Below are 22,944 nucleotides of genomic sequence, written 5' to 3'. Positions count from 1 at the left end.
CGGTCAGGTCGTCAGCCTATTGCACGGACGGGCTCCGCCGCCCGACCGGTGCGACGGGTTGTGGACTACTTCTGCTCCGCGATGGTCGCGTCGGTGATCTTCGTCGCCACCTTCGGCTCACCGGTGCCGTCGCTGCCGGGGGACGCGATGCCCTTCGCGGCGATCTTCGACTCGAGCTGGGACAGACCGCTCGTGACCTTGCCGACGACCGTGTAGCCGCCCGTGGAGCCGTCGAGCGTGGTGTCCCCGTAGACGATGAAGAACTGCGTCGACTGCGAGTACGGGGAGTCCGACCGCGCGATCGCGATGGTGCCCTTCTCGTAGACGCCGTCCTCCGGCACGTTCTCGAGCGGGCCGTACTCGAAGCCGGCGTCGCCGGTGCCGTCGCCGTTCGCGGAGCCGCACTGCAGGAACTTCAGTCCGTCGCTGTCGGCGAGCCGGTGGCAGGTGGTGCCGTTGTAGAACTGCTCCCGGATCAGCGAGATCTCGGCACTCGTGGCCTGCGGCGCCTTGGCACCGTCCAGCTCGATGCCGAGGTCGATGCTCTTGTTGAGCGTGAGCGTGCCGGTCCAGGTCGCGCCCTTCGCGATCGACTTGCTCGGCACGTCGCCGGTGTTGGCGGCCGTGGCGCTGGCCGACGGCGTGGCCGTCGACGACGCGGAGGCGCTCGGGGCCGGGGCGTCCGACCCCCTCGAGCCGGCGAAGGCGAGCTGTGACCCGGTGGCGAGGGCCGCGACGAGGACGAGGGCACCGGCACCGATCAGGTTGTCCCGCACGCGGCGGCGTCGCTGCCGCTCGTGGAGGCCCTGGCGGGCCTGGTAGAGGCGGAGGCGCTCGCGCGCCTCTCGGTTGTCACGCGCTGGGTTCTTCGGTGCCACGGTGCTGGTCTGCCCTCTCGTCGCAGTGTGCAACGAGCGTAGCCGAACGGTCTCCACCACCACCTGGCGGGAGGCGCGGCCTGCGTCGGTGGACCGGCCTACGATTGCAGGATGGCAGCGGATCGTTCGGGAATGCACGCGCCCACCACGGGTGGTCGCGCCGGTCTCGCGCAGGGTTCCGTCCCGCTCGCCGTCCGGATGCGCCCCACCAGCCTCGACGAGGTCGCCGGTCAGCAGCACCTGCTCGGCCGGGGTTCGCCCCTGGTGCAGCTCGCCACCGGCACGCGTGAGAACCCCGGCGGGGTCTCCGTCATCCTGTGGGGCCCACCCGGGACCGGCAAGACCACGCTGGCGCAGGCCATCGCTCGGCAGTCCGGTCGCGAGTTCGTCGAGCTCTCCGCCGTGACCGCCGGCGTGAAGGACGTGCGCGAGGTCATGGAGAAGGCACTGACCCACCGTGACCTGTACGGGTCGACCACGGTGCTGTTCCTCGACGAGATCCACCGGTTCAGCAAGGCCCAGCAGGACGCCCTGCTGCCCGGGGTCGAGAACGGGTGGGTGATCCTGATCGCGGCCACCACCGAGAACCCGTCGTTCTCGGTCATCTCGCCGCTGCTGTCCCGCTCGCTGCTCCTGACGCTCAAACCGCTCACCGATCCCGACCTCGGCATGCTCGTCGACCGCGCGGTGGAGGACCCCCGCGGGCTCGGCGGTGCCGTCGTCCTCGGTGACGAAGCCCGCAGCGCGATCATCCGCCTCGCGTCCGGCGACGCCCGACGTGCCCTGACCGCGCTCGAGGCCGCCGCGGCGTCGGCCACCGCCGCGCAGGACGAGGACGACGACACCGTGCCCGTCGTCGACGCCGACACCGTCGCGGCCGCGGTCGACCGGGCCCTGCTGCGCTACGACCGACAGGGCGACGAGCACTACGACGTCATCAGCGCGTTCATCAAGTCGGTGCGGGGGAGCGACGTCGACGCCGCCCTGCACTACCTCGCCCGGATGATCGAGGCCGGCGAGGACTCCCGGTTCATCGCGCGGCGGATCATCATCTCCGCGTCCGAGGACATCGGCATGGCCGACCCCCAGGCGCTGCCCATCGCGGTCGCGGCGGCCCAGGCCGTCCAGCTCATCGGGATGCCCGAGGGGCGGATCCCGCTGGCCGAGGCGGTCGTCTACCTGGCGACGGCGCCGAAGTCGAACGCCGCCTACAACGGCATCAACCAGGCGATGGCCGACGTCAAGGCGGGGCGCATGGGCACGGTCCCGATGCACCTGCGCGACGCGCACTACGCCGGGGCGAAGCGCCTCGGGCACGGCAAGGGGTACGTCTACTCCCACGACGCCGAGCACGGGGTCGCCGCGCAGCAGTACCTGCCGGACGCCCTCGAGGGCACCGAGTACTACACGCCGACGGCCAACGGCTACGAGCGCGAGGTCGGGCCGCGGCTCGAGCGACTCCGGAAGATCACACGCGGCCACTAGCGTCGGTGCTTCTGCGCTCGCCCCGATGCTGCTAGCATTGCCGGGCCTACGTCCTGGTCCTCGAGCACGGCTGCGTTGAGGACAGAGTGCCACTCCGGTGGTACGGGGGCAGAGGTTCGGACTGTAGCCGTCCGATCCCACAGGCTCATCCCTCTGGATCCCGTCGTCGGGGCCACCGGCACTCGCGTGCCCGGCCTCCGGTGAGTATTCAGTTCGAACAGAGAAAAGGACCCTGTGTCTACCAAGTCACGTACCCGCAGCAAGACCCGCCTGTCGCGCGCACTCGGCATCCCGCTGACGCCGAAGGCCGCCCGTTACCTCGAGAAGCGCCCCTACGGGCCCGGTGAGCACGGCCGTACGCGCCGTCGTGCGGACAGCGACTACGCCGTCCGCCTCCGTGAGAAGCAGCGTCTGCGCGCCCAGTACGGCATCCGCGAGAAGCAGCTCCGCATCGTCTTCGAAGAGGCCCGCAAGACGAAGGGCCTGACCGGTGAGAACCTGGTCGAGCTCCTCGAGCAGCGCCTCGACGCCCTCGTGGTCCGTGCCGGCTTCGCCCGCACCACCGCGCAGGCCCGTCAGCTGATCGTGCACCGCCACATCCTGGTCGACGGCAAGCTCGTCGACCGCCCCTCCTTCCGCGTCAAGGAGGGCCAGCTGATCCACGTCAAGGCGAAGTCCGAGTCGATGGAGCCCTTCCAGGTCGCCGCTGCCGGTGGCCACCAGGAAGTCCTCCCGAAGGTCCCGGGCTACCTCGAGGTCGAGATCGAGAAGCTCCAGGCCCGCCTCGTGCGTCGCCCGAAGCGCGCCGAGGTCCCCGTGACCTGTGAAGTGCAGCTCGTCGTCGAGTACTACGCAGCTCGCTGATCCACTGATCACACCCGAACGGCGGGTCGTCCTCTCGAGGGCGACCCGCCGTTCGGCGTTCCGGCACCGCCCTCCGCTTCGCAACACGCCGTCGTCTCGGCGACGCGCCGCCGGGTGCGCGAGATGCCTCCGGTTTCGGCGGCGTCCTGCCGACACGACGGCGTCTTGCGGACGGGGACGCGCGGAAGTGCCCGGCGACTAAGCTTGTCCGGGCATGCACCGCCCGGGTGCACAGAGGGAGAGGCACCGTGAAGCAGCTGTTCTTCGTCGCCGTCGGCATCGTCATCGGGTTCGCCGTCGCACACCGGGTCGCCCAGACCTCCGGTGGCGCCCGGCTCTTCGCCGAGGTGAACGCCAAGACGAAGGCCTTCACGGGAGCCGTCGCGGACGGCTACCGGTCGCGCGAGGCCGAGCTCCGTACCGACGTCTGAGCGCTCCGACCGAGCGGCCACGACCCTCCTCCACCCACGACCTGAACCCAGGAAGCACCATGCAGACCGCAGAGATCCGCCGCCGTTGGCTCCAGTACTTCGGTGACCGCGGCCACACCGTCGTCCCGTCCGCGTCCCTCGTCTCCGACGACCCGTCGCTCCTCTTCACGGTCGCCGGCATGGTGCCGTTCATCCCGTACCTGACCGGTCTCATCCCGGCGCCGTTCCCGCGGGCGACGAGCGTGCAGAAGTGCATCCGCACGAACGACATCGAAGAGGTCGGCAAGACCCCTCGCCACGGCACGTTCTTCCAGATGAACGGGAACTTCTCGTTCGGCGACTACTTCAAGGAGCAGGCGATCCAGTTCGCCTGGGAGTTCCTGACCAACCCGGAGACCGACGGCGGACTCGGCTTCTCGCCGGACGACCTCTGGGTCACCGTCTACGAAGAGGACGACGAGGCGATCGGCTTCTGGAAGCAGCACTCGTCGCTGCCCGACGAGCGGATCCAGCGCCTCGGCAAGGACACCAACTACTGGTCGACCGGACAGCCCGGACCCGCGGGTCCCTGCTCGGAGATCTTCTTCGACCGTGGCCCCGAGTACGGCATCGACGGCGGCCCGGCGACGGACGACGACCGCTACGTGGAGATCTGGAACCTCGTCTTCATGCAGTACCAGATCGCCGACGTGCGGTCGAAGTACGACTTCGAGATCACCGGTGAGCTGCCGAACAAGAACATCGACACCGGCATGGGGCTGGAGCGCGTCGCCTTCATCAAGCAGGGCGTCGACAACATGTACGAGATCGACCAGGTGCGCCCGGTGCTCGACCGCGCAGCCGAGATCTCCGGCCGACGCTACGGCGCCGTGCACGAGGACGACGTGCGGATGCGCGTCATCGCCGACCACGTCCGTTCCTCGCTGATGCTCATCGCCGACGGCGTGAGCCCGTCGAACGAGGGCCGCGGGTACATCCTCCGTCGGCTGCTCCGTCGCACCGTCCGCGCGATGCGCCTGCTCGGTGTCGAGGCGCCCACGTTCCCCGAGCTCTTCCCGGCGTCCCGCGACGCCATGCGCGACGCCTACCCCGAGGTGGCGTCCGACTACGACCGGATCTCCCGTATCGCCTACGCGGAAGAAGAGACCTTCCTCCGCACCCTGGCGCAGGGCACGACCATCCTCGACGTTGCCGTCGAGCGTGCGAAGCAGGACGGCGCCCCGTCGATCGGCGGCGACACGGCGTTCCTGCTGCACGACACCTTCGGGTTCCCCATCGACCTGACGATGGAGATGGCCGAGGAAGCCGGGGTCCACGTCGACCGCACGGCGTTCGAGACCCTGATGTCCGAGCAGCGTGCCCGGGCGAAGGCCGACGCGAAGAGCAAGAAGACCGCGATCGCCGACCTGAGCGTGTACAGCGCGTTCCGGGCCAAGGGCGAGACGACGTTCCTCGGCTACGACGCGCTCGAGGCCGAGACGCGCGTGCTCGGCATCATCGTCGGCGGTGTGAGCGTCGACCGTGCGGTCGCCGGTGACATCGCCGAGGTCATCCTCGGCGAGACCTCGCTGTACGCCGAGTCGGGCGGCCAGGACGCCGACCAGGGCTCGATCGTCGGCAACGGGTTCGACCTCGAGGTCCTCGACGTCCAGCGACCGGTCTCCGGGCTGTGGAGCCACACCGTGCAGGTCCGCTCCGGCGAGGTCGGTGTCGGCGACGCCGCGAGCACCGTCGTCGATGCGGAGTACCGCCGCGGCGCGACCCAGGCGCACTCCGCGACGCACCTGGTGAACGCGGCGCTCCGCGACATCCTCGGGCCTGACGCGCTGCAGGCCGGTTCGTACAACAAGTCCGGCTACATGCGCCTCGACTTCTCGTGGTCGCAGCCGGTCTCGCTCGAGACGCGCTCCGAGATCGAGGAGGTCGTGAACACCGCGATCCGCACCGACCTCGAGGTCTCCACGCGCATCCTGCCCATCGACGAGGCGAAGGCCCTCGGGGCGCAGGCCCTGTTCGGTGAGAAGTACGGCGCCGAGGTCCGCATGGTCGACATCGGCGGCCCGTGGTCCCGCGAGCTCTGCGGTGGCACGCACGTCGCCTCGAGCGCGCAGATCGGGCTCGTCAACCTGGTGGGGGAGTCGAGCGTCGGTTCGACGAACCGCCGCGTCGAGGCGTTGGTCGGGCTCGAGGGGTTCCGCGACCTCGCCGTCGAGCGCACGATCGTGTCGCAGCTCTCCAGCGCGCTCAAGGCTCCCCGTGCCGACCTGCCGGCCCGCGTGCAGAACCTGATGGAGGACCTCCGGTCCGCCCAGAAGAAGCTCGCCGAGTACGAGTCGGCGAACCTGCAGCAGCGCGTGCCCGCCATCGCCCGGAACGCCACCACCGTCGGTGCCACCACCGTGGTCGCCGAGACGGTCGACGGGCTGCAGTCGGGCGACGACCTGCGCTCGCTCGCCACCGGCGTCCGGGGCCAGCTCGGTGACGGCGCGGCCGTCGTCGTGCTCGGTGCCGTCGTGGGCGGCAAGCCGATCGTGATCGTCGCGACCAACGACGCCGCCCGTGCTGCGGGCGTGCAGGCGGGCCCCCTCGCGAAGGAGGCCGCCGGCGTGCTCGGTGGCGGTGGCGGCGGCAAGCCGGACCTGGCGCAGGGCGGCGGGACCGACGCTGCAGCGCTCCCTGCGGCGTTGCGTGCCGTGACCGCACGGCTCGCAGGCTGACCGTGGGCATCCGGTCCGGGCGGCGGCTCGGCGTGGACGTCGGACGCGCCCGGATCGGGGTCGCCGTGTGCGACCGCGACGGCCTGCTGGCGACGCCGGTCGAGACCGTCCGTCGCGACGACTCGAAGGACCTCCGGCGCATCCTCGAGCTCGCGGACGAGTACGACGTGCTCGAGGTCGTCGTCGGACTGCCGCTGTCGATGTCGGGTGGGGACACGGCCTCGACCGAGGACGCCCGCGTTTTCGCGGCCCGGATCGCGGCGCGTCGGCCGGTGCGCCTGGTCGACGAACGACTGTCGACGGTGACCGCCCAGCGAGGGCTGCACCAGGCCGGCAAGAACACGAAGAAGTCCCGGGCCGTGATCGACCAAGCAGCCGCTGTTATCATTCTGCAACACGCGCTCGACCACGAGCGCAGTGCCGGTGCCCCTCCGGGCACCACGCTTCCCTGACAGGGCTGCCCGGTACCGCACATGGTTGCTCTCGTCGTCAGCTGCGAGGACGACGGTGCCCAGGTGGAGTTCCCGACCGAGAGACCGAGGACGTTGGCAGACGATCTGGACTGGAACGCGATCATCGCGCCCGGCAACGACGCCGAGCGGCGGAAGGCGACTTCCGACCGCACGACAGGCACCGATGACCGCGACGACGCTGGTCAGGTGACCCCACCGCCGGCGCCTCCGATGTCCCGACGCGAAGCCCGCGCCCTCGAGGCCGAACGAGCCCGCGTCGCAGCGACTGAGGAGCCGCCGGCCGCCGAACGGACCGCCGAGGCCCCGCCAGCCGCACGCGACGAACGCCCTGCGTCCCCCGCCGACGCACCGGTCGCCACCCGCCCCGAAGACCTGCACCCCGAGGTCGCCGCACTGCTGACCGGCGAGCTGTCGACCGAGCCCGCGGCGACCGCCGCGGCCGGCGGGTCCGGCGCCGACGGGACGGACGACGGTGACGCGACCGGCGGCGGTGGTGCCGCGGGAGGCGGCGGACGCGGGGGACGAGGCGGCGGAGGACGCGCCTCCAGGCCGCCCCGCGAGCCACGGCCGAAGCGCCGGCGCGGACCGCTCGTCGCGGGGCTCGTCATCGTCGCGGTCGTGCTCGCGGCCGGCGTCGGGGCGTACACGTTCGCCGCACCCAAGATCCAGCAACTCATCGCGGCGATCAGCGGCGCGCAGGAGCCCGACGACTACACGGGCAACGGCACCTCGAAGGTGACCATCACGATCAAGCAGGGCGACATCGGCGAGAACGTCGCCGCGACGCTGCAGCGCAGCGGCGTCGTCAAGGACTCGAAGGTGTTCTACAAGCTCCTGCTGGCATCGCCGGACGTGCAGTTCCAGCCCGGTTCGTACGCGCTGAAGAAGCAGATGAGCTCGAAGTCGGCGCTGGCGGCCCTGCAGGACAAGGACAACCGCGTCCAGGCGTCGATCATCATCCCGGAGGGCACGGCACTCGCCGACATCAAGGCCGGGATGGTCTCGAAGGCCGGCCTGACCGAGAAGCAGGTCGACGCGGCCGCGAAGGACCTGTCGGCCTACGACCTGCCGTCCGGCGTCACGACGCTCGAGGGCTGGCTCTTCCCCGCGACCTACCCGATCAACCCGGGCTGGACCGCCGAGCAGTACTTCAAGTCGATGGTCGACACCATGAAGGAGCACCTGTCCGCCGCCGGCGTCAAGGAGGCCGACCAGGAGCGCACCATCGTCTTCGCGTCGCTGGTGCAGAAGGAAGCCGGCCTCGCGGCCGACTACCCCAAGGTCGCCCGGGTGTTCCAGAACCGCCTCGACCAGGGGATGAAGCTGCAGTCCGACGCCACGGTCGCGTACGGCACGGGCAACACGCACACCGTGACGACCACGGACGCCGAGCGTGCGGACGCCTCGAACGAGTACAACACCTACGTGCACGAGGGGCTCCCGCCCGCACCGATCTCCAACCCGGGTGACATCGCGATCAAAGCCGTGACGAACGAGGCCCCGGGCAAGTGGCTGTACTTCGTGACGGTCGACCTGGAGTCGGGCAAGACCGTCTTCTCGGACACCTACGACCAGCACCTGGTGGCGGTCGAGCAGTTCCAGGCGTGGCTGCGGGCGCACCCCGACTACCAGTAGGCGACGACGTCGCACGGACGATCGCTGTGGGAGGATTGCGGCATGCTTCGTTGGTTGACTGCTGGTGAGTCCCACGGACCCGAACTGATCGCCATGCTCGAGGGCCTGCCCGCGGGTGTCCCGGTGTCGTTCGAGTCCATCCGTGCCGATCTCGCGCGCCGCAAGCTCGGCTACGGCCGTGGCTCGCGGATGAAGTTCGAGCAGGACGAGCTGCACGTGTCCGGCGGCGTCCGGCACGGCTACTCGCTCGGCAGCCCCATCGCGATCCGCATCGGCAACACCGAGTGGCCGAAGTGGGTCGAGGTCATGAACCCCGAGCCGATCGAGTCCACCGAGATGTCCCGCGGGCGGAGCGCGCCGCTCACCCGACCGCGACCGGGCCACGCTGACCTGGTCGGCATGCAGAAGTACGGCTTCGACGAAGCGCGCCCGATCCTGGAGCGGGCGAGCGCCCGCGAGACCGCCGCACGCGTGGCGCTCGGTGCCGTCGCCAAGTCGTTCCTGGCCGAACTCGGCATCCGCTCGGTGGCACACACCCTGCAGGTCGGGACCGTCCGGGTCCCCGACGGCACGGACCTGCCGCTGCCCGACGACGTGGACCGCCTCGACGAGGACCAGCTGCGCTGCTTCGACGCCGAGACCTCCGCACGCATGGTCACCGAGGTCGAGGCGGCGAAGAAGGACGGCGACACCCTGGGCGGCGTCGTCGAGGTGCTGTTCTACGGCGTCCCGCCGGGCCTCGGCTCGCACGTGCACTGGGACCGCCGGCTCGATGCCCGCCTCGCCGCGGCGATCATGGGGATCCAGGCCATCAAGGGGGTCGAGGTCGGTGACGGCTTCGCGACCGCCGGCCGCCGGGGCTCCGCCGCGCACGACGAGCTGTACCGCGAGGACGGCGAGATCTACCGCACGAGCGACCGCGCCGGTGGGACCGAGGGCGGGATGTCCACGGGCACCGTGCTGCGCGTCCGCGCCGGGATGAAGCCGATCGCGACCATCCCGCACGCCCTGCACACGGTTGACGTCGTCTCCGGTGAGGATGCCTCGGCGCACCACCAGCGCTCGGACGTCTGCGCCGTGCCCGCTGCCGGTGTCGTCGCCGAGGCGATGGTGGCCCTGGTGCTCGCCGACGCGGTGCTCGAGAAGTTCGGCGGCGACAACGTCGTCGAGACGAAGCGCAACCTCGACGCCTACCTCGCGGCGATCCCGGAGACCCTGCGCACGCGCCGGACCGAGCCGTCGGCGACGTCGACCGACCTGTGAGCACCGACGTCCGACGCGCCGACGCGCCCGTGGTCGTGATCGGCCCGATGGGCGCCGGCAAGACGAGCGTCGGCAAGCGGGTGGCGAAGGCCCTCGGCGTCCCGTTCACGGACACCGACCGGGTCATCGTGCGCGAGCACGGGCCGATCCCCGGGATCTTCGCCGACCGCGGCGAGCCGGCGTTCCGCGCCCTCGAGGCCCAGGCGGTCCGTGCGGCGCTGGCCACGGGCGGCGTGATCGCCGTGGGCGGGGGAGCCGTCACCCACGCGGACACCCGGCAGGCCCTGAGCGGCGCGCGCATCGTCCTGCTCACCGTGTCGCCCGAGGCCGTCGCCGACCGGATCGCCGGGTCCGACCGGCCGCTGCTCGCCAACGGCGGGATCGACGCCTGGCAGACGATCATGGACGAGCGGGCGGCCACCTACGCCGAACTCGCGCACGTCGTGGTCGACACGTCCCGCCGCCCGATGTCCCGCGTGGTCGACGAGGTCGTCACGTGGCTGCGCAGCGACGCCGGCACCACCGCCGCGCCCGGCAGTACGACCACCAGCACCACCAGCACCGAAGGAGCACCGTGACCGAGTCGACCCTGCCCGCCGGGACCACCGAGATCCGGGTCGGCGGTGACGACGGCTACACGGTGGCCGTCGGCACGGACCTGCTCGGTGCCCTGCCCGCGATCCTGGGCCCGCGTGTCGCCAAGGTCCTCATCGTGCACTCGCCGACGCTCGGTGCCCGGGCGAACGAGCTCCGCGCGCTCCTGGTCGAGGCCGGGCTCGAAGCCCTGATCGCCGAGGTCCCCGACGCCGAGGGCGCCAAGCGCGTCGAGGTCGCCGCGTTCTGCTGGCAGATCATGGGGCAGGCCGACTTCACCCGCACCGACGCGGTGATCGGCCTCGGTGGCGGCGCCGTCACCGACCTGGCCGGCTTCGTCGCCGCGACCTGGCTGCGCGGTGTGCCGTACGTGGCCGTCCCGACCAGCGTGCTCGGCATGGTGGACGCCAGCGTCGGCGGCAAGACGGGCATCAACACGAACGAGGGCAAGAACCTGGTGGGCGCCTTCTCCGCGCCCCGTGCCGTCGTCGTGGACCTCGACCTCGCCCGCACGCTGCCGCGCAACGAGATCCTGACCGGGTTCGCCGAGATCGTGAAGGCCGGGTTCATCGCCGTTCCCGAGATCCTGGACATCGTCGAGGCCGACGTCGACCGGGTCACCGACCCGACGACCCCGGAGTTCCGCCGGGTCGTCGAGCTCGCCATCGCGCTCAAGGCCGAGGTCGTCTCGGACGACTTCACGGAGCAGGGCCGACGCGAGATCCTGAACTACGGGCACACCCTCGGGCACGCGATCGAGCACGCCGAGCGGTACCAGTGGCGCCACGGGGCAGCGGTGTCGGTCGGCATGGTGTTCGCCGCCGAGCTCGCCCGACTGACCGGCCACCTGGACGACGCCACGGTCGATCGGCACCGGGCGATCCTCGAGTCGCTCGACCTGCCGACCTCGTACGGCGTCGGGCGCTGGCAGGGGCTGCTCGCCACCATGCGTCGTGACAAGAAGGCCCGTGCCGGCATGCTGCGGTTCATCATCCTGGACGGCGTCGGCAAGCCCGTCGTGCTCGAGGGCCCCGAGGACCACCTGCTCTTCACCGCCTACCAGGAGGTCGGCGTCTAGCCACGCCGGTCAGCGCAGGACCCGTCGCATCCTGCGCCACCACCAGGTGACACGCGTCGAGACGGTGACCACACCGGTGCGCTGGGATTCCCGCCATTCGTCGACGGTGGCGCCGTGGTCCCAGGCGAAGAGGACGTCGTCGTCCTCGTCGAGGTCGGGCGCGTCGGGGAGCGGTCGCAGGATCGACATCAGTCGGGGTCCCTTCGTTCGTCGTCGTCAAGTGCCTGGTCGGCGATGGCTCGCCTGCGGAGCGCTCGGCTCGCGAGTCGGCGATCGGCCTTCGACCACCACGGTACGGTCTCCAGGTCTCGGAGGACCGTTGTCGAAATGTCGTATGTGTTCATGTCCGGCCGCTGCGTGACGGCCCAGGTGAACCGATGCCACGTGGTCACGATCGGACGTCCGTCGACTCTGGAACGCCCCGAACCAGCTGACGACGGCCGCGACGATCGCCGCTCCGGCGGCGATGCACGCCGCGATCAGTGCTGTCTCCACGGAACGAGTGTCCGCTCCAGGACCGCGCCCCGCGCCGGGCCCGCGCCGACCTGTGGAAGCCGCGCCGGGCCTCCAGGCTGTGGAGGAGGATGGGGTAACGCGACGGACCGGGCCACCCGCACGCTGCGGACCCAGCACCGGGGAGCAGACTGGCGGGCGTGCCCACCCCACCCCGACTGAGCGACCTCTCCGGACCGCGCGATGCCGACACCGGCACCCTGCGCTCCCGTGGTCGACGCTTCACCGAACTCCTCTCGATCGCCCGCCGCCACCACCTGGTGCCGTTCCGACGTCTCGACTTCTCGCACGACCCGGCAACGTCGAACCTGCGTCGCGACCAGGCCGAGCACCTGCGCCGGGCGCTCGAGGAAGCCGGTGGCGGGTTCGTGAAGATGGGCCAGCTGCTCTCCACCCGCGACGACCTGCTACCCGAGGAGTGGACCGAGGGACTCGCCCACCTGCAGCGGAACGTCACGGCGGCGCCGGCGGACGAGGTCCGTGCGCTCCTCGAGCAGGAGCTCGGTGCCCCGGTCGACCAGGTGTTCGCGACCTTCGACCCGGTGCCCGTCGCAGCGGCGTCCATCGCGCAGGTGCACCGCGCCCGGCTGCCCGACGGCACCGCGGTCGCCGTGAAGGTGCAGCGGCCGGGGATCGACGCAGCGGTGCGCCGTGACGTGGACATCGCACTGCGGGTCGTCCGGTTCATGGCCCGGTGGTCGACCGAGGCGCGGCAGGTCGGCGTGCAGGACATCGCCGGCCAGTACGCGGACGACCTGATCCGGCAGGTCGACTTCGTCTCTGAGCTCCGGAACCTCACCGCGCTGCGTGCGGCCCAGGCCCGCAGTGCGCGTCCGGACGAGGTCCGGTTCCCGGACCCCTACCCGGACCTGTCCGGCCGGCGTGTGCTCGTGATGGAGTTCCTGGAGGGCGACACGCTCAGCGCGATCCGCGCCGAGCGTTCCGAGCGCGACCTCGACGCGCCGATGCGCGCGATCCTCCGCGCCTTCCTGCGCCAGGTCGTCTTCGACGGCCTGTACCACGCGGACCTGCACCCGGGGAACGTCCTGGTGCTGCCCGACGGGCGGCCCGCGTTGATCGACTTCGGATCGGTCGGGAGGCTCGACCCGGGTCTCCGGGACACGGTCCAGGACCTGTTGGCCGCGTACCTGCAGGACGACACGTCGCGGATCGCCGATGCGGTCCTGCGGATGGCACCCGTGCGCGATGCGCACGACGAGCCCGACTTCCGTCGGGACATCGCCCGCTTCGTCGCGGACGAGCTCGGCCCGGGTGCGCGCATCGGCGTCGACACCGTGGACGACGCGGTCGAGGTCTTCGGGCGGTACCGGCTGAAGCCACCGCCGGACTTCGTCGCCGCGGCCCGCGCGCTGGCCATCTTCGAGGGCACGCTCCGCACGCTCGCACCGTCGTTCGACCTGCTCGAGGAGTCCCGCGGACTCGCCCGGGAGCAGATCACCGACCAGCTCCGGCCGGGCAAGCTCCGCGACCTGGCGGCGAAGGAACTGCTCGGCGTCGTGTCGGCCGCTCGTCGCCTGCCCCGCCGGGTGGACCGCATCGGCGAGGCGATCGAGACCGGCCGGTTCACGGTGAACATCCGGCTCTTCGCGGACAGCCGCGACCGGCAGCTCGTGTCCGGGATGATCCGGCGCATCCTGCTCGTGCTGCTCGGTGCGGGGGCGGGGATCCTGGCGATCGTCTACCTGTCCTTGCCGGCACGACCGACGGCGGCCCTGTCCACCGGGGTCGCGGGCGGGTTGCTCGGGGGAGCGGCGGTGGTGCTGCTCGGCTGGGCGGCGATCGACGCCTGGCTCGCCCGACGGCGGCGCTGAGCCCAGGGCCGGTGCCCGCCCGGACCGGCGCGTCCGGCACGCACGCGCACCGCTCCGGCCGCCGGGCGGGCGTCCGCTACACTCGTCCGGGGCCGTCCGCGGCCCGAGGACACTTCACAACACGACCGAACGGGACACCGACGACTCATGGCCAGTACCACAGACATCAAGAACGGCGCCGTTCTCATCATCGACGGCCAGCTGTGGTCGGTCGTCGAGTTCCAGCACGTCAAGCCGGGCAAGGGCGGCGCGTTCGTCCGCACGAAGCTCAAGAACGTCGTCTCCGGCAAGGTCGTCGACCGCACGTTCAACGCCGGCGCGAAGATCGACACCGCCGTCGTCGACCGTCGTGACTACCAGTTCCTCTACGAGGACGGCGACTCCTACGTGTTCATGGACACCGACACGTACGACCAGATCCCGGTCTCCGCGACCGTGGTCGGCGACGCCAAGAACTACCTGCTCGAGTCCGCGATGGTCACCATCGCGATGAACGAGGGCAACCCGCTGTACGTCGAGCTCCCGACGTCGATCGTCACCGAGGTCGAGACCGAGCCGGGCCTGCAGGGTGACCGTTCCTCCGGCGGCACCAAGGACGCGACCATCATCGCGACCGGCCACCGCATCCAGGTCCCGCTGTACCTGGAGAGCGGCACCCTGGTGAAGATCGACACGCGCGACGGCAGCTTCCTCGGCCGCGTCAACTCCTAGGCGCTGACCGTATGAGTGCTCGTTCGAAGGCCCGCAAGCGCGCCCTCGACATGCTGTACGTCGCCGAGGTGCGCGAGCTGCCGATCGCGGACGTGCTCGCCACCGAGACGGTCCGGCACCTGGACCAGCCGGAGCGTGCCTCCAGCTGGGACTACGCCCGCCAGATCGTCACCGGTGTCGACGACGCCCGTCACGAGATCGACTCCGTCATCGTCGACCACGCCCAGGGCTGGTCGATCGCCCGGATGCCGGTCCTCGACCGCTGCATCCTGCGGATGGCCGTCTGGGAGCTCCGGTTCAACCCGGAGGTGCCCGACGCCGTCGCCATCGCCGAGGCGGTGGAGCTCGCGCAGTCGCTGTCCACCGAGGACTCCGCCGGCTTCGTCAACGGCGTGCTCGGGGCCGTCGCCGGCGGTCGTGCACCGTCCGGTCGGACGGTCGCAGGAGACCAGGAGTCCCGGTAGGGTTGACCACGTCAGCATCCTTTAATGCCGTCCAGTGAGGCGGGGAAGGGGGTCGACGTGGGAACCAGAACGGTCCTGCAACAGCCCGACATCACGCGTGCCCTGACACGCATCGCGCACGAGATCCTCGAAGCCAACCACGGGGGCTCGGACCTCGTGCTCCTCGGCATCCCGACCCGCGGCGCCGTCCTGGCGGAACGCCTCGGCCGGATCCTGGCCGGCATCGAGCCGGAGTGGTCCTCGGCCGCCGGTGGCATCGGGACGGAGCGTGTCGGCACGCTCGACGTCACCATGCACCGCGATGACCTCGGCCACGGCATCGGCCGCGCGCCGCACCGGACGGTCATCCCCGCCGGCGGCATCGACGGCAAGGTCGTCGTGCTCGTCGACGACGTGCTGTACTCCGGTCGCACCGTCCGCGCCGCGCTCGACGCGCTGCAGGGCATCGGCCGGCCGCGTGCCGTCCGGCTCGCCGTGCTCGTCGACCGCGGCCACCGCGAGCTGCCGATCCGCGCGGACCACGTGGGCAAGAACCTGCCGACCGCGTCCGACGAGCGGGTCACGCTGCACCTGGCCGAGACCGACGGCGACGACACCGTGTTCATCGAGCAGGGGGTGGCGTGATGCGGCACCTGCTCTCCACCGCCGACCTGTCCCGCGACCAGGCCGTCCACATCCTCGACGTCGCCGAGGAGATGGCCGAGGTCAACACGCGCGAGGTCCGGAAGCTCCCGGCCCTGCGCGGCAAGACCGTGGTGAACCTGTTCTTCGAGGACTCCACGCGCACGCGCATCTCGTTCGAGGCCGCCGCGAAGCGCCTGTCCGCCGACGTCCTGAACTTCGCCGCGAAGGGCTCGAGCGTCTCGAAGGGCGAATCCCTGAAGGACACCGTGCAGACCCTCGGTGCGATGGGCATCGACGGCATCGTCATGCGCCACGGTGCATCGGGCGCCCCGCGGGTGCTCGCCGACGCCGACTGGATCGACGTGCCGGTGGTCAACGCCGGTGACGGCACCCACGAACACCCGACGCAGGCGCTGCTCGACGCCTTCACCATGCGTCGCCGCCTGCACGGCGCCGGCTCGCGCGGCCAGGGCCTCGACGGCGTGCGCGTCCTGATCATCGGCGACGTGCTGCACAGCCGGGTCGCGCGGTCGAACGCCTGGCTGCTCCGCACCCTCGGCGCGAGCGTGACCTTCGCCGCGCCGCCGACGCTGCTGCCCGCCACCCCGACCCCGTTCGGCGCCGCGGTGCACCACGACCTCGACACCGCCCTGGCCGAGGACCCGGACGTCGTCATGACGCTCCGCATCCAGCAGGAGCGGATGAACGACGCCTTCTTCCCGAACCCGCGCGAGTACACGCGGCACTGGGGCCTGACGGCGGCGCGCTTCGGGCGGCTGTCCGAGCGCACGCTGATCATGCACCCCGGCCCGATGAACCGCGGGCTCGAGATCGCCGGCGTCGCCGCCGACGACCCCCGTTCGACCGTCGTCGAGCAGGTCGAGAACGGCGTCTCGGTCCGGATGGCCGTCCTCTACCTCGCCCTGACGGGCAGTGCCGGAACCGGCACCGACGCGAAGGAGTCCGCCGCATGACCGCTCACCTGATCCGTGGCGCGCAGCTGGTCGACGGCTCGCGTGCCGACATCCGCCTGGAGGCCGGGCGCATCACCGCGGTCGGGTCCGGTCTCGACACGGCTGGCGCCACCACCGTGGACGCGGACGGCCTCATCGCCCTGCCCGGCCTCGTGGACCTCCACACGCACCTGCGCGAGCCCGGTCACGAGGAGTCCGAGACCGTCCTCACCGGCTCGCGTGCCGCGGCCGCCGGTGGCTTCACCGCCGTGAACGCCATGGCGAACTCGAGCCCCGTCGCCGACACCGCCGGGGTCGTCGAGCAGGTCCAGGCACTCGGCGACGACGCGGGCTACGTGACGGTCCGCCCGATCGGCGCCGTGTCGCAGGGGCTGCAGGGCACGCACCTGTCCGAGATCGGCGCGATGGCGACCTCGCGGGCGAAGGTCCGGGTGTTCTCGGACGACGGCTCCTGCGTGGCCGACCCGCTGCTCATGCGCCGCGCACTCGAGTACATCAAGGGCTTCGGCGGGGTGCTCGCGCAGCACGCCCAGGAGCCCCGGCTGACCATCGGTGCGCAGATGAACGAGGGCCGGCTGTCCTCGGAGCTCGGCCTCGCCGGGTGGCCCGCCGTCGCGGAAGAGGCGATCATCGCCCGCGACGTCCTGCTCGCCGACCACGTCGGAGCACGTCTGCACGTCTGCCACGTCTCGACGGCCGGCAGCGTCGAGGTGATCCGGTGGGCGAAGTCCCGCGGCATCGACGTCACGGCCGAGGTCACCCCGCACCACCTCGTGCTCACCGAGGACCTCATCGCCGGCCACGACGGTGCGCCGGGCTACGACGCCCGTTACAAGGTGAACCCGCCGCTCCGCGCCCGCGAGGACGTCGAGGCGCTCCGCGCGGCCCTGGCCGACGGCACCATCGACATCGTCGCGACCGACCACGCACCGCACACCGCCGAGGCGAAGTGCTGCGAGTGGCCCGCCGCCGCCAACGGCATGGTCGGCCTCGAATCGGCGCTGAGCGTGGTGCAGTCCGCCGTGGTCGACGACGGCCGGCTCGACTGGGCCGACGTCGCCCGGGTGCTGTCCGAGGCGCCGGCGCGGATCGGCCAGGTCGAGGGGCACGGGCAGCGTATCGCCGAGGGAGCACCCGCCGAGATCACGCTCTACGACCCGTCGGCCAGCCGCGAGTTCGCGGTCACCGACCTCGCCGGGCAGTCGCAGAACTCGCCGTACCTCGGCATGACGCTGCCCGGCCGGGTCGTCGCGACCTTCCACCAGGGGTACGCGACGGTGCTCGACGGCCGCGTCGTCGACGCGGACACGATCGCGGCGCACGCCGCGGCGCTCCGGACAGGGGCGCGCGCATGAGCGGCGACGCGCAGCGCTGGCTCCTCGGCGCGGTGATCCTGCTCGCGGTCGCCGCCCTGTTCGTCGCGATGGCGCGCACCTGGCGGACGCGGACCAGGAAGCAGGCGGAAGCCGTGCCTCCAGTCCGCGTGCCGGCCGACCTGGCACCGGCGGTCGGGTCGTGGGACGGGTTCACCGTCGCGACGACCCGCGCCGACCAGCCGTTGGAACGCATCACCGCAGGCGGCCTCGGGTTCCGCGGCCGCGGCGGGGTGACGGTCCACGCGACCGGCGTGGTGATGCGCCTCGCCGGTACCGACGACCGCTGGATCGCGCGCGACGCGGTCCGCGGCGCCGACCGCTCCACGTGGGCGATCGACCGAGTGGTCGAACCCGGGGGACTGGTCCGTCTGCGATGGACGGCGACCGGCGCCGCAGGTGCGACGGACCTGGACACCTACTTCCGGTTCCCGGAGGGCGACGCAGCCGCGCTGCACGCCCTGCAGGGACTGACCGAGACCGGGCCGCAGGCGACTGCGGCCGATGCTCCGCGAACCGCGGGCGAAGGGAAGAAAGCATGACACGCGAACGGGCCGTCCTGGTCCTCGAAGACGGCACCCGGTACGACGGCTGGGCCTACGGCGCCCGTGGGCGCACGCTCGGCGAGGTGGTCTTCGCGACCGGCATGACCGGCTACCAGGAGACGCTGACCGACCCCTCCTACGCCGGACAGATCGTGGTGCAGACCGCGCCGCACATCGGCAACACCGGGGTGAACGACGAGGACCCCGAGTCCCGTCGCATCTGGGTCGCCGGGTACGTGGTGCGCGACCCCAGCCGCGTGGTGTCGAACCACCGCGCGAACGCGACGCTCGACGACCACCTGGTGCGCGACGGCATCGTCGGCATCTCCGGCATCGACACCCGCGCACTCACCCGCCGCATCCGTGACGCCGGCGCCATGAAGGGCGGCGTCTTCAGCGGTGCGGACGCTGCACTGTCGGCCGAGTCGCAGCTGGACGCGGTCGTGTCGCAGGCGACGATGGCCGGCGCGAGCTTCTCGGCGGTCGTGTCCACCCCGGAGACCTACGTCGTCCCCGCCGTGGGCGAGCAGATCGGCACCCTGGCCGTGCTCGACCTCGGCGTGAAGGCCTCGACCACCCGGTACCTCGCGGCCCGCGGCTTCGAGGTGCACGTGGTGCCGCAGGACATCTCCGCTGCGGAGCTGGAAGCCCTCGCACCGGACGCCCTGTTCTACTCGAACGGGCCCGGCGACCCCGCCGCGTCGGACGCACAGGTGGAGCTGCTGCAGGACAGCCTGCGCACCGGCCGCCCGTTCTTCGGCATCTGCTTCGGCAACCAGCTGCTCGGCCGCGCGCTCGGCTTCGGCACCTACAAGCTGCCCTTCGGCCACCGCGGGATCAACCAGCCGGTGCTCGACACGACCACGGGCAAGGTCGAGATCACGAGCCAGAACCACGGCTTCGCGGTCGACGCGCCCCTCGGCGAGGTCCTCGAGTCCCCGGCCGGGTTCGGTCGGGTCGAGGTCTCGCACTACTCGCTGAACGACAACGTGGTCGAGGGCCTCCGCGCGCTCGACGTGCCGGCGTTCAGCGTGCAGTACCACCCCGAGGCCGCCGCCGGACCGCACGACAGCATGTACCTCTTCGACCGGTTCGCGGACATGGTGCGCGAGCGTCGCGACGGGGAGCCGCTCGACGCGGCCACCGCCGACGCCACGACCCCCGCAGCAGACATCACCAAGGAAGCGAACTGATGCCCAAGCGCGCAGACATCAACTCCGTCCTCGTCATCGGCTCCGGCCCGATCGTCATCGGTCAGGCCGCGGAGTTCGACTACTCCGGCACCCAGGCGTGCCGTGTCCTCCGGGCCGAGGGCGTCCGGGTCATCCTGGTCAACCCGAACCCGGCGACGATCATGACCGACCCCGACTTCGCCGACGCGACCTACATCGAGCCGATCACGAACGCGTCGCTCGAGGAGATCATCCGCATCGAGAAGCCGGACGCCGTCCTGCCGACCCTCGGCGGCCAGACGGCCCTGAACGCGGCCATCGCGCTCGACGAGGCCGGCATCCTCGACAAGCACGGCGTCGAGCTCATCGGCGCCAAGGTCGAGGCGATCCAGCGCGGCGAGGACCGCCAGCTCTTCAAGGAGCTCGTCCTCGAGTCCGGTGCTGACGTCGCCCGCAGCCACATCGCGCACACGTTGGAGGAAGCGAAGGAGTTCGCGAAGGACCTCGGGTACCCGCTGGTCGTCCGCCCGTCGTTCACCATGGGCGGCCTCGGCTCGGGCTTCGCCTACAACGAGGCCGAACTCGTCCGCTTCGTCGGCGACGGGCTGCAGTCCAGCCCGACGACCGAGGTCCTGCTCGAGGAGTCCATCCTCGGCTGGAAGGAGTACGAGCTCGAGCTGATGCGCGACAACTACGACAACACCGTCGTCATCTGCTCCATCGAGAACGTCGACCCGGTCGGCGTCCACACCGGTGACTCGATCACGGTCGCCCCCGCGCTGACCCTGACCGACCGCGAGTACCAGAACATGCGGAACATCGGCATCGACATCATCCGTCGCGTCGGCGTCGACACCGGTGGCTGCAACATCCAGTTCGCCGTCGACCCGTCCAACGGCCGCGTCATCGTCATCGAGATGAACCCCCGCGTGTCCCGCTCGTCGGCCCTCGCGTCGAAGGCCACGGGCTTCCCGATCGCCAAGATCGCCGCGAAGCTCGCCATCGGATACCGGCTCGACGAGATCGAGAACGACATCACGAAGGTCACCCCGGCGAGCTTCGAGCCGACGCTCGACTACGTGGTCGTGAAGACCCCGCGGTTCGCGTTCGAGAAGTTCCCGGCCGCCGACGCCACCCTGACCACGACGATGAAGAGCGTCGGCGAGGCGATGGCCATCGGCCGGAACTACGCGACGGCACTGCAGAAGTCGCTGCGCTCGCTCGAGAAGCGCGGGTCGAGCTTCCACTGGGACACCCCGGCGGCCGAGCTCGACAAGGACGCCCTGCTGACGAAGTCGTCGATCCCGACCGACGGCCGCATCGTCACGGTCCAGCAGGCCCTGGTCGCGGGTGCCACCGCGGACGAGGTCTTCGAGGCCACCAAGATCGACCCCTGGTTCATCGACCAGATCGTGCTCATCAACGAGGTCGCGGACGAGGTCCGGGCCGCCGAGACCCTCGACGCGGACACGATGCGCTGGGCGAAGGAGCACGGCTTTAGCGACACCCAGATCGCGAGCCTGCGCAGCACGGACGCGGCACCGGTCTCCGAGCAGCGGGTCCGTGACGAGCGGCACGCCCAGGGCATCCGACCGGTCTTCAAGACCGTGGACACCTGCGCCGGCGAGTTCCCCGCCCTGACGCCGTACCACTACTCGTCGTACGACACCGAGACCGAGATCACGCCGAGCGACCGCAAGAAGGTCGTCATCCTCGGCTCCGGCCCGAACCGCATCGGACAGGGCGTCGAGTTCGACTACTCGTGCGTGCACGCGTCCTTCGCGCTGAGCGCCGCCGGGTTCGAGACGATCATGATCAACTGCAACCCCGAGACCGTGTCGACCGACTACGACACCTCCGACCGCCTGTACTTCGAACCGCTGACCGCCGAGGACGTCCTCGAGGTCATCGAGGCCGAGGCCGCGTCCGGCGAACTCGTCGGCGTCGTCGTGCAGCTCGGTGGCCAGACCGCCCTCGGCCTGGCGAAGCCGCTCGAGGCCGCGGGCATCCCGATCCTCGGCACCAGCCCCACCGCGATCGACTCGGCCGAGGAGCGCGGGCAGTTCTCCGCCATCCTCGACGCCGCCGGCCTGCTCGCACCGCGGAACGGCACCGCCCACGACCTGGCCAGCGCGACCACGGTGGCGGAGGAGATCGGGTACCCCGTCCTCGTCCGCCCGTCGTTCGTGCTCGGCGGCCGCGGCATGGAGATCCTCTACGACTCCCCGTCGCTCGCGGACTACTTCGACCGGATGGCCGACCAGGCGATCATCGGCCCGGAGCTCCCGCTGCTGGTCGACCGGTTCCTGGACGACGCCGTGGAGATCGACGTCGACGCGCTCTTCGACGGCGAGCGGCTCTACATCGGCGGCATCATGGAGCACCTCGAAGAGGCCGGCATCCACTCCGGCGACTCGGCCTGCACCCTGCCCCCGGTCGGCCTCGGCCGCGCGGAGATCCAGGGCGTCGTCGACGCGACCGAGAAGATCGCCCGCGGCATCGGCGTGCAGGGCCTGCTCAACGTCCAGTTCGCCATCGGCGCCGGCGTGCTCTACGTCCTCGAGGCGAACCCGCGCGCCAGCCGCACCGTGCCCTTCGTCTCGAAGGCGCTCGGCATCCCGCTGGCCAAGGCCGCGTCCCGCATCATGACCGGCACCACGGTCGCCGAGCTCGTCGCCGAGGGCATGCTGCCCGAGCGTGACGGGGCGTTCGTCCCCGCACAGTCGCCGGTCGCCGTGAAGGAAGCCGTGCTGCCCTTCCGTCGCTTCCGCACCCGCGAAGGCCAGGTCGTCGACTCGGTGCTCAGCCCCGAGATGCGCTCCACCGGCGAGGTCATGGGCATCGACCGTGACTTCCCGCGGGCGTTCCTCAAGTCGCAGGACGCCGCGTACGGCGGCCTGCCGACCAGCGGCACGGTCTTCGTGAGCGTCGCCGACACCGACAAGCGCGCGATCGTGCTGCCGGTGCACCGCCTGCAGCAGCTCGGCTTCACGATCATCGCGACCGAGGGCACGGCGGAGATCCTCCGCCGCAACGGCATCGAGGTCGGGATCGTCGGCAAGTACAGCCAGGGCGGCGAGAGCGTCGTCGACCTGCTCGCCAGGGGCGAGGTCGACATCGTGATCAACACGCCGTCGGGTGCCGCCGGTCGTGCGGACGGGTACGAGATCCGTGCGGCCACGGTCGCGGCGGACAAGCCGCTGTTCACGACGATCGCGCAGATCGGGGCGGCCGTCGCGGCGATCGAGACGATCGGTTCGCCGCTGAACGTCCGCAGCCTGCAGGACTACGCGCTCGAGCGCGCGACCTGGTGACGGC

General features: G+C 71.1%; 20 protein-coding genes. 18 read left to right on the top strand and 2 right to left on the bottom strand.

Going from position 1 to position 22,944, the window contains the following annotated elements; translation table 11 throughout:
* Positions 1–65: 65 nt before the first annotated feature.
* Positions 66–878, bottom strand: coding sequence for a peptidylprolyl isomerase (locus DEJ03_RS10695; RefSeq protein ID WP_110864583.1), 813 nt, complete (start codon positions 876–878; stop codon positions 66–68).
* A gap of 132 nt (positions 879–1,010) precedes the next feature.
* Between DEJ03_RS10695 and DEJ03_RS10690 the strand changes: the two genes are divergently transcribed.
* The 9 genes from DEJ03_RS10690 to aroB all read left to right on the top strand — a co-directional run bounded on the left by DEJ03_RS10690 (position 1,011) and on the right by aroB (position 11,418).
* Positions 1,011–2,363 (top strand): replication-associated recombination protein A, encoded by a 1,353-nt coding sequence (locus DEJ03_RS10690; protein ID WP_110864582.1) that lies wholly within the window; start codon positions 1,011–1,013, stop codon positions 2,361–2,363.
* Between the two features lie 234 nt (positions 2,364–2,597).
* A complete protein-coding gene (gene rpsD / locus DEJ03_RS10685; protein ID WP_017887166.1) occupies positions 2,598–3,227 on the top strand; it encodes a 30S ribosomal protein S4 in 630 nt (209 codons plus the stop codon).
* Positions 3,228–3,475: 248 nt separating this feature from the next.
* Positions 3,476–3,658 carry a hypothetical protein gene (locus tag DEJ03_RS10680; protein WP_027465751.1) on the top strand — a complete coding sequence of 61 codons (183 nt, stop codon included), beginning with the start codon at positions 3,476–3,478 and terminating at the stop codon, positions 3,656–3,658.
* A gap of 59 nt (positions 3,659–3,717) precedes the next feature.
* Positions 3,718–6,375, top strand: coding sequence for an alanine--tRNA ligase (gene alaS, locus DEJ03_RS10675; RefSeq protein ID WP_110864581.1), 2,658 nt, complete (start codon positions 3,718–3,720; stop codon positions 6,373–6,375).
* 8 nt (positions 6,376–6,383) lie between these two features.
* Positions 6,384–6,827, top strand: a complete 444-nt coding sequence (gene ruvX, locus DEJ03_RS10670; protein ID WP_171907752.1) for a Holliday junction resolvase RuvX — start codon at positions 6,384–6,386, stop codon at positions 6,825–6,827.
* Positions 6,828–6,920: 93 nt separating this feature from the next.
* The gene (gene mltG, locus DEJ03_RS10665; RefSeq protein WP_146237702.1) at positions 6,921–8,483 is read left to right on the top strand and encodes an endolytic transglycosylase MltG; all 1,563 of its coding nucleotides are present in this window, start codon (positions 6,921–6,923) and stop codon (positions 8,481–8,483) included.
* A gap of 42 nt (positions 8,484–8,525) precedes the next feature.
* Positions 8,526–9,746 (top strand): chorismate synthase, encoded by a 1,221-nt coding sequence (gene aroC / locus DEJ03_RS10660; RefSeq protein WP_110858979.1) that lies wholly within the window; start codon positions 8,526–8,528, stop codon positions 9,744–9,746.
* Entirely contained in the window at positions 9,743–10,324 is a 582-nt protein-coding gene (locus DEJ03_RS10655; protein ID WP_110864579.1) for a shikimate kinase, read from the top strand. Before aroC ends, DEJ03_RS10655 begins: the two co-directional genes overlap by 4 nt.
* A complete protein-coding gene (gene aroB / locus DEJ03_RS10650; protein WP_110864578.1) occupies positions 10,321–11,418 on the top strand; it encodes a 3-dehydroquinate synthase in 1,098 nt (365 codons plus the stop codon). The genes DEJ03_RS10655 and aroB overlap by 4 nt, the downstream gene beginning before the upstream one ends.
* A 9-nt stretch (positions 11,419–11,427) precedes the next feature.
* On the opposite strand, the gene DEJ03_RS10645 is transcribed toward aroB, so the two are convergent.
* Positions 11,428–11,607, bottom strand: coding sequence for a hypothetical protein (locus DEJ03_RS10645; RefSeq protein WP_110864577.1), 180 nt, complete (start codon positions 11,605–11,607; stop codon positions 11,428–11,430).
* A gap of 464 nt (positions 11,608–12,071) precedes the next feature.
* Here DEJ03_RS10645 and DEJ03_RS10635 point away from each other — a divergent pair, with 464 nt between their 5' ends.
* From DEJ03_RS10635 to carB, 9 genes are all read left to right on the top strand, one after another.
* Entirely contained in the window at positions 12,072–13,763 is a 1,692-nt protein-coding gene (locus DEJ03_RS10635) for an AarF/ABC1/UbiB kinase family protein (RefSeq protein WP_110864575.1), read from the top strand.
* A gap of 147 nt (positions 13,764–13,910) precedes the next feature.
* Positions 13,911–14,474, top strand: a complete 564-nt coding sequence (efp, locus tag DEJ03_RS10630) for an elongation factor P (protein ID WP_017887175.1) — start codon at positions 13,911–13,913, stop codon at positions 14,472–14,474.
* A gap of 11 nt (positions 14,475–14,485) precedes the next feature.
* Complete coding sequence (gene nusB / locus DEJ03_RS10625) at positions 14,486–14,938, top strand: transcription antitermination factor NusB (protein WP_027465744.1); 453 nt, start codon at positions 14,486–14,488, stop codon at positions 14,936–14,938.
* 24 nt (positions 14,939–14,962) lie between these two features.
* On the top strand, positions 14,963–15,562 hold the full coding sequence (pyrR, locus tag DEJ03_RS10620) for a bifunctional pyr operon transcriptional regulator/uracil phosphoribosyltransferase PyrR (RefSeq protein ID WP_017887177.1): 600 nt from the start codon (positions 14,963–14,965) through the stop codon (positions 15,560–15,562).
* Entirely contained in the window at positions 15,562–16,536 is a 975-nt protein-coding gene (locus DEJ03_RS10615; RefSeq protein WP_110864574.1) for an aspartate carbamoyltransferase catalytic subunit, read from the top strand. The genes pyrR and DEJ03_RS10615 overlap by 1 nt, the downstream gene beginning before the upstream one ends.
* Entirely contained in the window at positions 16,533–17,891 is a 1,359-nt protein-coding gene (locus tag DEJ03_RS10610) for a dihydroorotase (RefSeq protein ID WP_110864573.1), read from the top strand. The genes DEJ03_RS10615 and DEJ03_RS10610 overlap by 4 nt, the downstream gene beginning before the upstream one ends.
* Entirely contained in the window at positions 17,888–18,451 is a 564-nt protein-coding gene (locus DEJ03_RS10605) for a hypothetical protein (protein WP_051596738.1), read from the top strand. Before DEJ03_RS10610 ends, DEJ03_RS10605 begins: the two co-directional genes overlap by 4 nt.
* Complete coding sequence (carA, locus tag DEJ03_RS10600) at positions 18,448–19,647, top strand: glutamine-hydrolyzing carbamoyl-phosphate synthase small subunit (protein ID WP_071403717.1); 1,200 nt, start codon at positions 18,448–18,450, stop codon at positions 19,645–19,647. The genes DEJ03_RS10605 and carA overlap by 4 nt, the downstream gene beginning before the upstream one ends.
* Positions 19,647–22,940 (top strand): carbamoyl-phosphate synthase large subunit, encoded by a 3,294-nt coding sequence (carB, locus tag DEJ03_RS10595; RefSeq protein ID WP_110864572.1) that lies wholly within the window; start codon positions 19,647–19,649, stop codon positions 22,938–22,940. Before carA ends, carB begins: the two co-directional genes overlap by 1 nt.
* The last annotated feature ends 4 nt before the right edge of the window (positions 22,941–22,944 follow it).

Origin of the sequence: Curtobacterium sp. MCLR17_043 (assembly GCF_003224215.1) — a bacterium.
In the GTDB taxonomy this organism is placed as follows: domain Bacteria; phylum Actinomycetota; class Actinomycetes; order Actinomycetales; family Microbacteriaceae; genus Curtobacterium; species Curtobacterium flaccumfaciens.
The sequence above is the reverse complement of the archived record's forward strand: the minus strand, read 5'-3'. Positions and strand labels throughout refer to the sequence as shown.

Excerpts from the sequence above, each read along its gene's own strand:
- aroC (WP_110858979.1), top strand. The coding sequence starts at position 8,526 with ATGCTTCGTTGGTTGACTGCTGGTGAGTCCCACGGACCCGAACTGATC.
- DEJ03_RS10615 (WP_110864574.1), top strand. The coding sequence starts at position 15,562 with ATGCGGCACCTGCTCTCCACCGCCGACCTGTCCCGCGACCAGGCCGTC.
- efp (WP_017887175.1), top strand. The coding sequence starts at position 13,911 with ATGGCCAGTACCACAGACATCAAGAACGGCGCCGTTCTCATCATCGAC.
- DEJ03_RS10690 (WP_110864582.1), top strand. The coding sequence starts at position 1,011 with ATGCACGCGCCCACCACGGGTGGTCGCGCCGGTCTCGCGCAGGGTTCC.
- pyrR (WP_017887177.1), top strand. The coding sequence starts at position 14,963 with ATGCCGTCCAGTGAGGCGGGGAAGGGGGTCGACGTGGGAACCAGAACG.
- DEJ03_RS10605 (WP_051596738.1), top strand. The coding sequence starts at position 17,888 with ATGAGCGGCGACGCGCAGCGCTGGCTCCTCGGCGCGGTGATCCTGCTC.
- DEJ03_RS10645 (WP_110864577.1), bottom strand. The coding sequence starts at position 11,607 with ATGTCGATCCTGCGACCGCTCCCCGACGCGCCCGACCTCGACGAGGAC.
- carB (WP_110864572.1), top strand. The coding sequence starts at position 19,647 with ATGCCCAAGCGCGCAGACATCAACTCCGTCCTCGTCATCGGCTCCGGC.
- nusB (WP_027465744.1), top strand. The coding sequence starts at position 14,486 with ATGAGTGCTCGTTCGAAGGCCCGCAAGCGCGCCCTCGACATGCTGTAC.
- alaS (WP_110864581.1), top strand. The coding sequence starts at position 3,718 with ATGCAGACCGCAGAGATCCGCCGCCGTTGGCTCCAGTACTTCGGTGAC.
- DEJ03_RS10610 (WP_110864573.1), top strand. The coding sequence starts at position 16,533 with ATGACCGCTCACCTGATCCGTGGCGCGCAGCTGGTCGACGGCTCGCGT.
- carA (WP_071403717.1), top strand. The coding sequence starts at position 18,448 with ATGACACGCGAACGGGCCGTCCTGGTCCTCGAAGACGGCACCCGGTAC.